Annotated in this window: 10 protein-coding genes and 1 tRNA gene; 6 read left to right on the plus strand and 5 right to left on the minus strand. The window is 66.0% G+C overall.

All coding sequences use genetic code 11. The features are described 5' to 3' along the window. Positions 1-307: 307 nt before the first annotated feature. From LRX77_RS03635 to LRX77_RS03645, 3 genes are all read left to right on the plus strand, one after another. Complete coding sequence (locus LRX77_RS03635; RefSeq protein ID WP_231831520.1) at positions 308-2,161, plus strand: helicase HerA-like domain-containing protein; 1,854 nt, start codon at positions 308-310, stop codon at positions 2,159-2,161. A gap of 125 nt (positions 2,162-2,286) precedes the next feature. Further along, the gene (locus LRX77_RS03640; protein WP_231831522.1) at positions 2,287-2,982 is read left to right on the plus strand and encodes a FadR/GntR family transcriptional regulator; all 696 of its coding nucleotides are present in this window, start codon (positions 2,287-2,289) and stop codon (positions 2,980-2,982) included. A 19-nt stretch (positions 2,983-3,001) separates the two neighbouring features. Then, complete coding sequence (locus tag LRX77_RS03645; RefSeq protein ID WP_231831523.1) at positions 3,002-4,687, plus strand: amino acid permease; 1,686 nt, start codon at positions 3,002-3,004, stop codon at positions 4,685-4,687. A gap of 74 nt (positions 4,688-4,761) precedes the next feature. Here the strand turns inward: LRX77_RS03645 and LRX77_RS03650 are convergent, their stop codons facing one another. The 4 genes from LRX77_RS03650 to LRX77_RS03665 form a co-directional block, all read right to left on the minus strand. After that, entirely contained in the window at positions 4,762-5,556 is a 795-nt protein-coding gene (locus tag LRX77_RS03650) for a glycerophosphodiester phosphodiesterase (RefSeq protein WP_231831525.1), read from the minus strand. Between the two features lie 227 nt (positions 5,557-5,783). Further along, on the minus strand, positions 5,784-7,157 hold the full coding sequence (locus tag LRX77_RS03655; RefSeq protein ID WP_231831526.1) for an ABC transporter substrate-binding protein: 1,374 nt from the start codon (positions 7,155-7,157) through the stop codon (positions 5,784-5,786). 115 nt (positions 7,158-7,272) lie between these two features. Continuing rightward, the gene (locus LRX77_RS03660) at positions 7,273-8,211 is read right to left on the minus strand and encodes a carbohydrate ABC transporter permease (protein ID WP_442961603.1); all 939 of its coding nucleotides are present in this window, start codon (positions 8,209-8,211) and stop codon (positions 7,273-7,275) included. After that, on the minus strand, positions 8,211-9,170 hold the full coding sequence (locus LRX77_RS03665; RefSeq protein WP_442961612.1) for a carbohydrate ABC transporter permease: 960 nt from the start codon (positions 9,168-9,170) through the stop codon (positions 8,211-8,213). The genes LRX77_RS03660 and LRX77_RS03665 overlap by 1 nt, the downstream gene beginning before the upstream one ends. A gap of 250 nt (positions 9,171-9,420) precedes the next feature. Here LRX77_RS03665 and LRX77_RS03670 point away from each other — a divergent pair, with 250 nt between their 5' ends. Continuing rightward, on the plus strand, positions 9,421-10,569 hold the full coding sequence (locus LRX77_RS03670) for an ABC transporter ATP-binding protein (protein WP_231831529.1): 1,149 nt from the start codon (positions 9,421-9,423) through the stop codon (positions 10,567-10,569). 97 nt (positions 10,570-10,666) lie between these two features. Here LRX77_RS03670 and LRX77_RS03675 read toward each other — a convergent pair. Beyond that, positions 10,667-10,750: transfer RNA gene (locus tag LRX77_RS03675), tRNA-Leu, on the minus strand. Between the two features lie 140 nt (positions 10,751-10,890). Here LRX77_RS03675 and LRX77_RS03680 point away from each other — a divergent pair. Then, complete coding sequence (locus LRX77_RS03680; RefSeq protein WP_231831530.1) at positions 10,891-11,562, plus strand: FhaA domain-containing protein; 672 nt, start codon at positions 10,891-10,893, stop codon at positions 11,560-11,562. Then, entirely contained in the window at positions 11,562-12,086 is a 525-nt protein-coding gene (locus LRX77_RS03685) for an FHA domain-containing protein FhaB/FipA (protein WP_231831532.1), read from the plus strand. Before LRX77_RS03680 ends, LRX77_RS03685 begins: the two co-directional genes overlap by 1 nt. Positions 12,087-12,089: the final 3 nt, after the last annotated feature.

The following is a 12,089-nucleotide window of genomic DNA, read 5'->3' on the forward strand; positions in this document are numbered from 1 at the left end:
CAGCGACAACATCCTCCACACGCTCACCCGCGAGCACCCGCTCGATCACACCAACCCGCTCAACCAACCCCACATGCCGCACAACACCCTCCAAAAGAACATGTTGCACTCACCACCTGAAACCGCCGGTTCATATCCGCACCTTCGGGCAACCTCGGCACCAGCACCGCACCTTCGGGCAACCTCGTGGGTATGCCCTCGCCGGCTCGCTCTCACCCGACCACCCACGAACGAGCACCCACGGTGCACGCCCCCGCACACTCCCCCCCCCCCACCGGCCGCCCATACCGCTGAGTAGACTTGCAGAATGGCCGAGAACAACACCGAACAGCCCGCTGACGAGACCCCAGCTGCAGGTCAAGAGACGCCAGAGCTCGCCAAAGCCACAACACCCACGGCACCGGCGCCCGAACCAGCCGAAGAGCCGGCCGAGACCACCGAGACCACCGAGACCACCGAGCCAGCCGCACCACAAGCACCACAAGCACCACAAGCACCACAAACACCACAAACCCCAGCGGCCCCAGCCTCCACCGGCCCGCTCTCGCAGAAGGCCGTCGACGCGGTCAGGGCCGGCTACACCTTCGAGGGCACCACCCTCGACATCGGGGCGCTGGTCAACGGCGACCCGCTCGCAGACGTGCAGGTGCGCATACCGCTCGGCATGCTGAACCGCCACGGCCTCATCGCAGGCGCCACCGGCACCGGCAAGACGAAGACGCTGCAGGGCCTGGCCGAGCAGATCGCCGCCAACGGCGTGCCCGTCTTCGCCGCAGACATCAAAGGCGATCTCTCCGGCCTCGCCGTCGCCGGCACTCCCAGTGACAAGCTCACCGCACGCACGCAGGGCATCGGCCAGGACTGGCACCCCGTCGCCACGCCCACAGAGTTCTTCTCACTGGGCGGCGTCGGCCAGGGCGTGCCGCTGCGCGCGACGGTCGAGGGCTTCGGCCCGACGCTGCTCGCCCGCGTGCTCGATCTGAACGAGACGCAGGAGTCGAGCCTCGGCCTGGTCTTCCACCATGCCAAGCAGAACGACCTGCCGCTGATCACCCTCGACGACCTGCGCACGCTGCTCGCCTGGCTCACCGGCGACGAAGGCAAGGCCGACCTCAAGGGCATCGGCGGCCTCTCACCGCAGACCGCAGGCGTGATTCTGCGTGAGATCGTGAACTTCGCCGGCCAGGGCGCCGACGTGTTCTTCGGCCAGCCCGCCGTCGAGGTGACCGACTTTCTGCGCACCAGCACGGCACCCGGCCCAGACGGCGCGACGACCGAGTTCGGTGTGGTCAGCATGCTCGAGGTGCCCGGTGTGCAGGATCGCCCCGCGGTGTTCTCGACGTTCCTCATGTATCTGCTCACCGAGCTCTTCCGCGCGCTGCCCGAGGTCGGCGACCAGGACAAGCCCAAGCTGGTCTTCTTCTTCGACGAGGCGCACCTGCTCTTCAAGGGCGCGTCGAAGAACTTCGTCGAGACGATCACGCAGACCGTTCGCCTGATCCGCTCGAAGGGCGTCGGCATCTTCTTCGTCACGCAGACCCCGAAAGACGTGCCCGGCGACGTGCTCGGCCAGCTCGGCAGCCGCATCCAGCATGCGCTTCGCGCGCACACCCCTGACGACGCGAAGGCGCTGAAGGCGACGGTCTCGACCTACCCCACCAGCGAGTACGACCTCGGCGAGGTGCTCACGCAGCTGGGCACCGGCGAGGCGATCGTCACTGTGATCAATGACAAGGGCGCGCCGACGCCGGTGGCCTGGACCCGGGTGCGCGCTCCCCAGGGCTCGATGAATCCCATGCCCGCGGATGCCATGGCGCAGGCCATCGCCGCCTCGCCCCTGCAGGCGAAATACGGTGCCCCCGCGCAGACCGAGGGCGCCGCCGCGAAGCTGCAGGGCCGCATCGACGCCGCATCGCAGGCTGCGGCTGACGCGGCGGCCGCCAAGCAGGCCGATGCGGATGCCAAAGCCGCCGACCGAGCGGAACGCGAGCGCCAGCGCGATGAGGCCGCTCGCGAGCGCGAGTCTCGTTCGACCTCGCGCTCAGGGTCCCGAACCTCCAAAGAGCACGGTGTGGCCGATGTGATCGACGATGTGGTGAAGTCCCGCACGTTCCAGACCGTGGTGCGCGAGGTGATCCGCGGGCTCTTCAAGAAGAAGTAGGCCTCGCGCCCTGCGCACCGCCTTTTCGGATCCCAGACGAGGTCGCTTGGCGTGCTCTGGGCATGCAACGCGCCCGATCTGGCCAAGTAACACTGACGAAACGCGCCCACTCCATGATGGGTGTCATGAACCTGTCAGACAGCCAGACTGCTGGACACCTTCCAGCCGCACGACTCGGCGCCACCGAGTACGTGCAGCAGAATCTCGAGCACGCGATCGGCGCCGGAGTGATCGCCGTCGGTCAGCGCCTGCCGTCTGAGTCTGCGCTGGCCGCGAGGTTCGGGGTCAGTCGTTCCGCCGTCCGCGAGGCCCTGCGTGTCATGGAGGTGCGCGGCACGACGGCCACTCGAGTCGGAGTCGGCACCTTCGTCGTCGCCACTCAGCCGGCTTCCCGCATCGACTTCGGTGACTTCAGCGCCACAGATCTGATCGAGGCCCGCCCGCACATCGAGGTCCCGGCGGCGGGTCTCGCCGCCGTCCGGCGCTCGGAACAAGATCTCGAGCGTCTGCAGGCTCTCGTCGAGAGCATGCAGGCAACCGATGACCCGCAGAAATGGGTGCGGCAGGACACGGAGCTGCATGACGCTATCGCCGAGGCTTCCGGCAACCGGATCTTCGTGACCATTCTGCACAGCATCAAGTCTGCGCTGGCTGTGCAGTCCGCGCACGTGAACGAGAGCTCGAACCGCCGCCGACCGTCCGAGCACGAGCACCGCAGCATCGTCGCCGCGATCGCACAAGGGTCTGTCATCGAGGCGGAAGACGCCATGCGCTTCCATCTCGAGCAGGTGAAAGACGTCATCCTGACGAACCACAGATGACACAAGAGGGAGAGAACCAATGACACAGCACACGTCACCGTCCGGTGGACTGCCGCCGGCTTCGAACAGCTCCAGCACAGCTGCCTCCGAAGAGAACATCTTCATCGAAGAGGAGGCCGGCTTCCACAAGGGCCTCGGCGCGCGGCAGCTGCAGATGATCGCCATCGGCGGCGCGATCGGCACCGGGCTCTTCCTCGGCGCCGGCGGTCGTCTCGCCCAGGCCGGGCCGTCCCTGCTGCTGATTTATGCATTCTGCGGCATATTCGCATACCTCATTCTGCGCGCACTCGGCGAACTGGTCGTGCACCGGCCGTCGTCCGGATCGTTCGTCTCGTATGCCCGAGAGTTCTTCGGCGAGAAGGCGGCCTTCATCAGCGGCTGGATGTACTGGGTCAACTGGGCGACGACCTCGATCGTCGACGTGACGGCCATCGCGATCTACGTCAAGTGGTTCGGCCAGTACTCGGCGTTCATCCAGTCGATTCCGCAGTGGACCATCGCGCTGCTGGCCCTGATCATCGTGGTGGGCATGAACCTCATCTCGGTGAAGGTCTTCGGCGAGATGGAGTTCTGGTTCGCCCTGATCAAGGTCAGTGCCCTGGTGATCTTCCTGGTGCTCGGCGTCATCTTCGTGATCTTCGGCACGCCAACCGGCGACCCGCGCGGCTTCACGCTGATCTTCGAGAACGGCGGGATGTTCCCGAACGGCATCCTGCCGGCTCTCGTGATCATGCAGGGCGTCGTGTTCGCCTACGCGGGCATCGAGCTGGTCGGCACGACCTCCGGTGAGACGAAAGACGCCCGCACCGTGATCCCCAAGGCGATCAACACTGTGATCGTCCGCATCGCCGTGTTCTATGTGGGCTCGGTGCTGCTGCTCGTACTGCTGCTGCCCTACACCGCCTACAGCGCGGGTGAGAGCCCGTTCGTGACCTTCTTCAGCCACATCGGCATCGACGCGGCCGCGCCGATCATGGAGCTTGTCGTGCTCACTGCGGCGCTGTCGTCCTTGAACGCCGGCATGTACTCGACCGGTCGCATCCTGCACTCCATGTCGATGGCCGGCTCGGCGCCGAAGTTCGCCCAGAAGATCTCTCCCCAGGGCGTTCCCTACGGCGGCATCCTGCTGACCGCGGTCGTCACGCTGCTGGGTGTCGTGCTCAACATGTTCGTTCCCGAGCAAGCCTTCGAGATCGTGCTGAACCTCGCCTCGATCGGCATCATCTCGGGCTGGGCGACGATCACCCTGGCACATCTGCGCTACTACCAGCTGGCGAAGCAGGGTCTGTACCGTCGCCCGAAGTTCCGTATGCCTGGTGCGCCATATACGAACTACGCGACGCTCGCGTTCCTGCTGCTCGTCATCGTGCTGATCGGTCTCGACTATCCGACCGGCACGTTCACCCTCGCCTCGATGGTCGTCGTGATCCCGCTGCTGGTGATCGGCTGGTACGCCTGCCGCTCCGAAGTCAAGCGCATCGCCACCGAGCGCATCGGCTTCACCGGTGCGTTCCCCGTGGTCGCGAATCGACCGCTGGCCGACGAGCTCGCCGAAGCCGAGGCCGCAGGCGTCGAGGCGCCAGAGGTCACGATCGCCCGCGAGGTGCACGAGGCGAACATCGCGTCAGGCAACCCGAATCCGCTTGACGCCGCGAAGAAGAGTTCCGGCACGAACTCTCCCGAAGACGACGAGTCGACTCGTTAGGCACCATGCGGGCGACGTGTCAGATCGCTGATCGGCCACGTCGCCCGCACTCACCGTCACCGGGCTCCTCCGCCTCAGCGGGAGCCCAGGTGGCGGTGAGCCTGTCTCGGCCGATTCGTGATGATCGCATCCACCCCGGCCGCAGCCAGCGCATCCCAGTCGGCGGGCTCGTCCGGCGTCCACACCGCCATCTGGGCGCCCAGCCGCTCGTGCACCGCCCGCACCAGATTCGGGTCGGCGAGCGCACGCCTCCAGTGCGGGTTCACCGCCGAGACGCCCAGCAGCTCGGCGATCTCGATGTCGAGATAGTGCGCAGTCTCATCGATCAGCAGTCCACGCGCGTAGTCGCCGGCACGCAGCTGCAGTGCGCGCACCGTGCTCGGGTCGAAGCTCTGCAGCACCAGCCGCTCGCCCACTCCCGCTGCCTCGAACCGTGCGACGGTCGGCGTGATCTGCTGCGGCGACCACGCACCCTTGTACTCGACGAGCACGTGGGCGGTCGGGTTGGCGGCGGTCCATTCGACCAGCTCCGTGAGCGTGGGGATGCGCTGGTCGCCGAACGCGGCATCGCGCCAGCTGCCGGCGTCCAGCGTGCGCACCTCGACCAAGGTGTGTGCCGAGACGGCGCCCTGCCCCGATGTCGTGCGATCGAGTTCATCGTCATGGATCACCACGACCTCGCCGTCAGCGGTGTGCTGCAGATCGAGCTCGATCCAGGCGGGCGCTTCCGGGCCCGATTCGCGCGCTGCAGCATCCACCGCGGCATCGAAGGCCGCGATCGTGTTCTCAGGCGCCTCGCTGCTCGCGCCGCGGTGCCCGATGATCGTCGGTGCCGCCTGGTTCTCGCCCCACCTGGTACGTCTTGTCATCTCTCTGTCTCTCAGCTCTCTCAGTCGTCTCGCCTCACCGCCAGCACCGCACCAGCAGCACCGCGCAGCACCAGCACCAGCACCGACAGCAGGCGCCGTTCCGCCAGAGCGGGCACGGTTCCGTCAGAATCACCGTAGTGCCGACAAAACCGTGCCCGCTCGGGCAGAACCGCGCCCCGCAGTCAAGCCCCGTGCTCGTCACCGCCGCACGGCGCTCACAGCTCTGGTCAGTTCTTCAGATACGGCTTGACGTTCTCGTCGTAGGCCTGCTGCAGCTGCGGCGTGATCGCCTCGAAGGCCTGCGCAGCCGGGGTGTTGTTCACCATGATCTGCTCGATGCCGTCGGTGAGGATCTTGTCGCCGCCGGGCACGAACACGCGGGCCCAATCCTGCGAACGGCTCTTCTGCGCCAGCTGGTCGATGGCCGTCTTGAACTGCGGCTTGGTCGACAGCAGCTGCTGCACCGAATCACTCTGAATCGCCGAGGTGCGCACCGGGATGTATCCCGTGCCCGCCGAGAACAGCGCGGTGTTGTCGGGTTCGGTGATGAAGCTGAGGAACGTCGCAGCGGCGAGCTGGCGCTCGGGCGTGCTCTTCGCGGGGATACCGATGCCGGTTCCGCCGGTCGGGCAGCCTCCGCCCTGTGGCCCGTCGGGCAGGAACGCCGTACCCACCTCGAAGTTCGCGCTCTTGAGAATGCCGCCCAGCGACCCCGTCGAGCTCAGGGTGCAGGGGAACGCCCCGGCCCCGAAGTCGGTGTCCTGCTCGGTCGCGATGGCCGCGAACTTCTGCTCGTGAATCAGCTTGCGCAGGTACTCGCCGGCAGCCTCGGTCTCTGAACTGGTGAGCTTGAGATCCCAGTCGTCCGAGTAGCGCCCGCCCTGGCCCCACATGATGTTGCAGAACCACCAGGCGGCCCATGAGGTGCCCTTGCCCAGCGCAAGCGCCTGGCCGCTCTTCGAGACCGCGTTCAGCTTCGGTGCCCACTCCTCGAACTCGTCCCAGGTGGCGGGCCCGCGGTCGGGAAGGCCGGCCTGCTGCCAGGCACTCTTGTTGTAGTAGAACAGCGGCGTCGAGCGCGCATAGGGCAGCGCCCACAGCTGGTCCTGGTACTTGTAGTCGCTCAGGAGTGTGGAGTTGTAGTCGTCGAGCTCGGTGCCGACCTGTGCGAGCACGCCGTCGAGCGGCAGCAGCTGGCCGTTGATGAAGTAGCGGAACCACCAGACGTCACTCGCGATCACCAGATCGGGAATGTTGTCGCCTGAGGATGCCGCCTGGAACTTCGCCGCGACCTCGTCGTAGTCTTTGCCGGCGGTGACCAGCTCCACCTGAATCTCGGGGTGCTTCTCGTTGAACTTCGCGATCAGCTGATTCTCGATGTCCTGCGACTTGCCCGGGTGGTTGCTCCACCAGGTGATCTTGTCTGCCGGGGTCACTTTCGACCAGTCGGTGGTGTCGGTCTGCGTCGTGCCTGTTGCTCCGACCGAGGGCCCCGAGCAGGCGGCCAGGCCGAGGCCGGCGGCACCGAACAGTCCGGCGGCGAGCACGCTGCGGCGGCTCACCTGTCGGCTGGCGAAGGATGCTGGAATCGCGGATTTCATTTGGTAACTGCGCTCCTGTTCGAGAGGGGGTGTTGCTGGGTGGTGTGGATGCCATTGCTGGCTGGTGGAAGAGGTCGGGTGGGCAGAGTGCGTCGGCGGGTCTCGGAGTCGGCGGTCATCCTTTGACCGCACCGGCCGTGAGACCGGCGACCAGGCGCTTCTGCATCGCCAGGAAGACGGCCAGCACCGGCAGCGTGACGATCACCGTGGCAGCGAGGATCACACCCCAGTTATTCGATCCGTCGACGTTCTGCAGCAGGGTGAGCCCGACCGGCAGCGTCATCATGTCGGGTTTGTCGATGATCAGCAGCGGCCACAGGTACTCGTTCCACTCGGTGACGATCGAGACCAGGGTCACCGCGACGATCGTCGGCGCAGACATCGGCACGACGAAGCCCCAGAGGCGCCGCCAGTGGCCGGCGCCGTCGACCTCGGCCGATTCGAGCACCGACTTGGGCAGCGTCATGAAGTGCTGTCTGAAGAGAAAGGTGCCGAACGCACTGGCCAGGCCGGGCACGACGATGCCCTGATAGGTGTTGACCCATCCCAGCGAGGCCACCAAGGTGTAGTTCGGGATGATCGTGATCTGCTGCGGAACCATCAGCGCAGCCAGCACGATCACGAAGATCGTTCGCTTGAACGGGAAACGGATGAACACCAGGGCATATGCCGTGGTGAGCCCCAAGAGCACTTTGAGTCCCGATCCGAGAATCGTCACCAGCACGCTGTTGACGAACAGGCGCCCGATCGGAAGGGTGTCGGCGACTTCGGCATAGTTGCCGAACTGCAGACTGCTCGGCAGCCACTGCAACGGGATCGTGAAGATCTCATTCTGCTCTTTGAAGCTCGACACCACCATCCAGATCAGCGGAAACACCATGATGGCGGCGGCGATGATCATGACGAGGTACGAGCCGAGGTCGAGATGGCGCAGAAGCCCGCCCCGCGGCGCGCCGTCACGCGATTCCGACGCACGCGTCAGGCTGGTCTGCACGGCTTCGGCCTCGAGATAGTCGGCGCTCGACCGGGGCTCGGTGATCGTGGGGGTGCTCATCAGAAGTTCACCTTTCGCTCCATGACCACCAGCTGAATGATCGTGATCACGAGCAGAATGAAGAAGAGGACGGTTGCGACGGCAGAGGCGAATCCGGCTCGGCCGTTGACGAAGCCCTCCTGATAGATCTGGTACATGAGGGTCGTGGTCGACCCGACCGGCCCGCCACGTGTCATCGCCTGAATCAGATCGAACGACTGCAGCGAGCTGAGCAGGGTGGTGATGCTCAAGAAGAACGTGGTCGAGCTGAGCAGTGGGATCACCACGCGCCGCGTCGTCTGACCGCGAGTGGCGCCGTCAAGTGCGGCGGCCTCGAACACCTCGTGCGGAATCGCCTGCAGACCTGCCAGATAGATCAGGGCCACGTAGCCGACGTTCTTCCAGATGTAGACGATCATCAGCATGATCAGGGGCCACGGCGACGAGTTGTACCAGTCGGGCGACGGCAGCCCGACGGCACCCAGCACCGATGCCAGCACGCCGTAGCGGGGGTCGAAGATGAAGAGCCAGAGCAGCCCGACGGCCACGCCGCTGAGCACGTATGGGGCGAAGCTGACGGTTCGCACGACCGTGTGTCCCCGCAGTTTGCGGTTCAGAACAAGTGCGAGGCCGAGGCCCAACACCATCCCGCCGACCACGGTCACCACCGTGAAGATCGTCGTGTTCAGCATGATCTGTGCGGTCGACGGCGCGGTGAACCAGTTGACGTAGTTCTGCAGGCCGACGAACTGCGCGACCTGCGACCCGACGTTCCACTGCAGCAGCGAATAGCTGAAGCTCTGCAGCAGGGGGCGGTAGACGAAGAGCGCCAGCAGCGCCACGTTCGGGCCGGCCAGCAACAGAAAGAGCCCGATGTCGCTCCACTTGTATCGCCGCCGCGAGCGGCGAGGCTCGGTGCCGTGAGGCCCGGGCCGGCGGTCGGATCGACCCGCGGCGACACGCTCTGAGACAGAGGTCACACTCAATGAAGGCTCCTGATGTTCGAGGCGCTCTGCTGTCGAAAAGAGCGCTGACACCGAGTCAGCTTAGAAACGTGCGTCTGGGTCTCTGCCCACTTTCAGCAGCCAGTCAGACAGAGTTCACCTTCGTTCACCAAACCTTCAAGATCGTTCACCGCAGGTTCACGGAATGCTTGAGTGCGGCCGCTATCTTCGTGCTCAGCGTGCGCCCTCGTTCTGATGCGCACCCGTTCGCCGCGATTGGAGCCCGATGTCATCCGTGCTGTTCGACCATGTCAGCTGTGTCTACCCAGGTGCTGATGCCCCCTCGGTGAATGACCTGCAGCTGAGCATCCCCGACGGCGAGTTCCTCGTGCTCGTCGGCCCGTCAGGCTGCGGCAAGTCGACGACCCTGCGCATGCTCGCCGGGCTCGAGCAGGTGACCGACGGTCGCATCTGCATCGGTGGGCGCGACGTCACCAGCGTCGACCCCAAAGACCGCGACATCGCGATGGTCTTCCAGAACTACGCTCTGTACCCCCACATGACCGTCGCCGAGAACATGGGCTTCGCGCTCAAGCTGGCGAAGGTCAACCGCGTCGACCGCGAGGCGAAGGTTCGTCGCGCGGCCGAGATGCTCGACTTGACAGAAATGCTCGAACGCAAGCCGAAGGCCCTCTCCGGTGGCCAGCGCCAGCGGGTGGCGATGGGCCGCGCCATCGTGCGCGAGCCCAAGGTGTTTCTCATGGACGAGCCGCTGTCGAACCTCGACGCCCGTCTGCGCGTTCAGACCCGAGCCGAGATCTCGACCCTGACCCGCGAACTGGGTGTGACCACGGTGTATGTCACGCACGATCAGACTGAGGCCATGACGATGGGCGATCGCGTCGCCGTGCTGCGCGACGGCACCCTGCAGCAGCTGAGCACCCCCGTGGCGCTCTACGACACCCCGGCGAACGCATTCGTCGCCGGATTCATCGGATCCCCCTCGATGAGTCTCTTCGAGGCGCCAGTTCGCGACGGTCGCCCCACTCTGGTCGGCATCCGCCCCGAGGATGTTCGGCTCGTGCCCGCCGACCGGGCCCAGGCCCGCCTGCTGGTGCGTTCGGTCGAGGTGCTGGGCGCTGAGGCCTTCCTGTACGGCGACCTGCTGCCCAGCAGTGACTCCGCACTCGACTGGGTCGCCGAGGCTCGACCCGCTGCCGGCATGCTGCAGCACGGAACGCCCGGCTCCTCCCCAACTGCAGGGCCGCACTCCGCCGACCAGACGCGTCTGGTGGTGCGCACCGACGGTCGCACCCACCCGGCGGTCGACGACATCGTGCCGATCGGTTTCGACGAGCAGAGGCTGCACCTCTTCGACCCGGCGAGCGGCGAACGGCTCACCGATGCCGCTCAGACAGTGCTGCAGCCGGCCTGACTGAGGGCCTCAGAGGCACTGAGGGCCTCAGACGAAGAAACCCCCGGAGCCACTGAGGTTCCGGGGGTTTCGCTCATCTCACTGCGATGAGCCGGTGTGCCCGAGGGGGGACTTGAACCCCCACGACCTTGCGATCACTAGCACCTGAAGCTAGCGCGTCTACCAATTCCGCCACTCGGGCATTGCGCACTTCGGCTGGGCCGATCTGCGCGATTGCACTGGAACAGATTAGCATGAAAATGATGCCCCACGGCAACTCGACTCCGTTTCTCACAGCTGAACCGGGTACCATGGCTGCGACAGATCGGTGTGAGGAGACGAGTGGGACTACTCGATAACGTGGAACGCGGCTTGGAGCGTGCCGTCAACGGCGCTTTCGCCAAGACGTTTCGCTCTCGCCTGCAGCCGCTCGAGATCTTCGCCGCGCTGAAAGGCGAGCTCGACTCGAACACGCGCATCCTCTCGCGTGACACGATTCTGGTGCCGAACGCCCTGCGCGTGCGCATCAGCCAGGCCGACTTCGACCGGCTCAAGGCTCAGGGCTCGTCACTGGCGAATCAGTTCGTCGCCGACCTGCACACCTACGCCCATCAGCAGGGCTACCAGTTTCCCGGCCCGCTCACGGTGGCCATCGTGCCCGACGCCGGTCAGAGTGTCGGCATGCTCGACGTGACCGGCTCGACCACCGTCGGCGACGTCACCCTGGTGCCGGTGCTCGAGGTGCAGGGGCAGTCACATGCCCTGCATCACGGTGTCACCACGATCGGCCGCAGCCATGAATGCGACATCACCGTCAACGACTCGGCCGTCTCGAAGCAGCACGCCAGCGTGACCTGGGACGGCACCACCGCCGTGCTGCGCGACCTTCACTCGACCAATGGCACCAAAGTCGACGGTCAGCGCATCACCGCCCTGGAGCTCACCGAGCCCATCGACTTCGTCGTCGGTTCGACCCCGATCTCGTATCATCGAGCGCCGAAGGCGGTGGGCTGATGAGCGGCGAGCTGCTCTACCTGCTGATCAGCGCCGTGTTCCTGGTGCTGCTCTGGCTGTTCGTCTTCTCGGTCATCTGGGCCGTGCGCTCCGACCTGTTCGGCCCGAAGGTCAAGCGGATGCGCGGAGCAGCCGCGAGCGCCGGCTCGGCTGCGGTCGCCTCCCCTGCCGCTGCACCGCCCGCGCCCTCGCCCTCGGGTCGGCGCGCGGCATCCGCCGCCTCGTCGACGGGCACTCCGGCACACCTCGTGTTCACCGCGGGCCCGGTGCGCGGCCGCCAGCTCACGCTCACCCAAGACGCCCTCACCTTCGGCCGCAGCGTCGACTCGAGCGTCGTGCTGCGCGACGACTACACCTCGACGCACCATGCTCGGCTGGCGAAGCGGGGCGAGACCTGGATGGTCGAAGATCTCGGCTCGACCAACGGCACGATGGTCGGCGGCCAGCGCATCTCACGGCCGACGCCGGTCGGCATCGGCGTGCCCATCACGATCGGCACCACCGTCATGGAGCTGCGAGGCTGATCC

Origin of the sequence: Pseudoclavibacter sp. 13-3, assembly GCF_021168475.1 — a bacterium.
Lineage (GTDB): Bacteria > Actinomycetota > Actinomycetes > Actinomycetales > Microbacteriaceae > Pseudoclavibacter_A.

What these genes read in the sequence shown, in the direction of transcription:
- LRX77_RS03635 (WP_231831520.1), top strand. Translation starts at nt 308, where the DNA reads ATGGCCGAGAACAACACCGAACAGCCCGCTGACGAGACCCCAGCTGCA.
- LRX77_RS03640 (WP_231831522.1), top strand. Translation starts at nt 2,287, where the DNA reads ATGAACCTGTCAGACAGCCAGACTGCTGGACACCTTCCAGCCGCACGA.
- LRX77_RS03645 (WP_231831523.1), top strand. Translation starts at nt 3,002, where the DNA reads ATGACACAGCACACGTCACCGTCCGGTGGACTGCCGCCGGCTTCGAAC.
- LRX77_RS03650 (WP_231831525.1), bottom strand. Translation starts at nt 5,556, where the DNA reads ATGACAAGACGTACCAGGTGGGGCGAGAACCAGGCGGCACCGACGATC.
- LRX77_RS03655 (WP_231831526.1), bottom strand. Translation starts at nt 7,157, where the DNA reads ATGAAATCCGCGATTCCAGCATCCTTCGCCAGCCGACAGGTGAGCCGC.
- LRX77_RS03660 (WP_442961603.1), bottom strand. Translation starts at nt 8,211, where the DNA reads ATGAGCACCCCCACGATCACCGAGCCCCGGTCGAGCGCCGACTATCTC.
- LRX77_RS03670 (WP_231831529.1), top strand. Translation starts at nt 9,421, where the DNA reads ATGTCATCCGTGCTGTTCGACCATGTCAGCTGTGTCTACCCAGGTGCT.
- LRX77_RS03685 (WP_231831532.1), top strand. Translation starts at nt 11,562, where the DNA reads ATGAGCGGCGAGCTGCTCTACCTGCTGATCAGCGCCGTGTTCCTGGTG.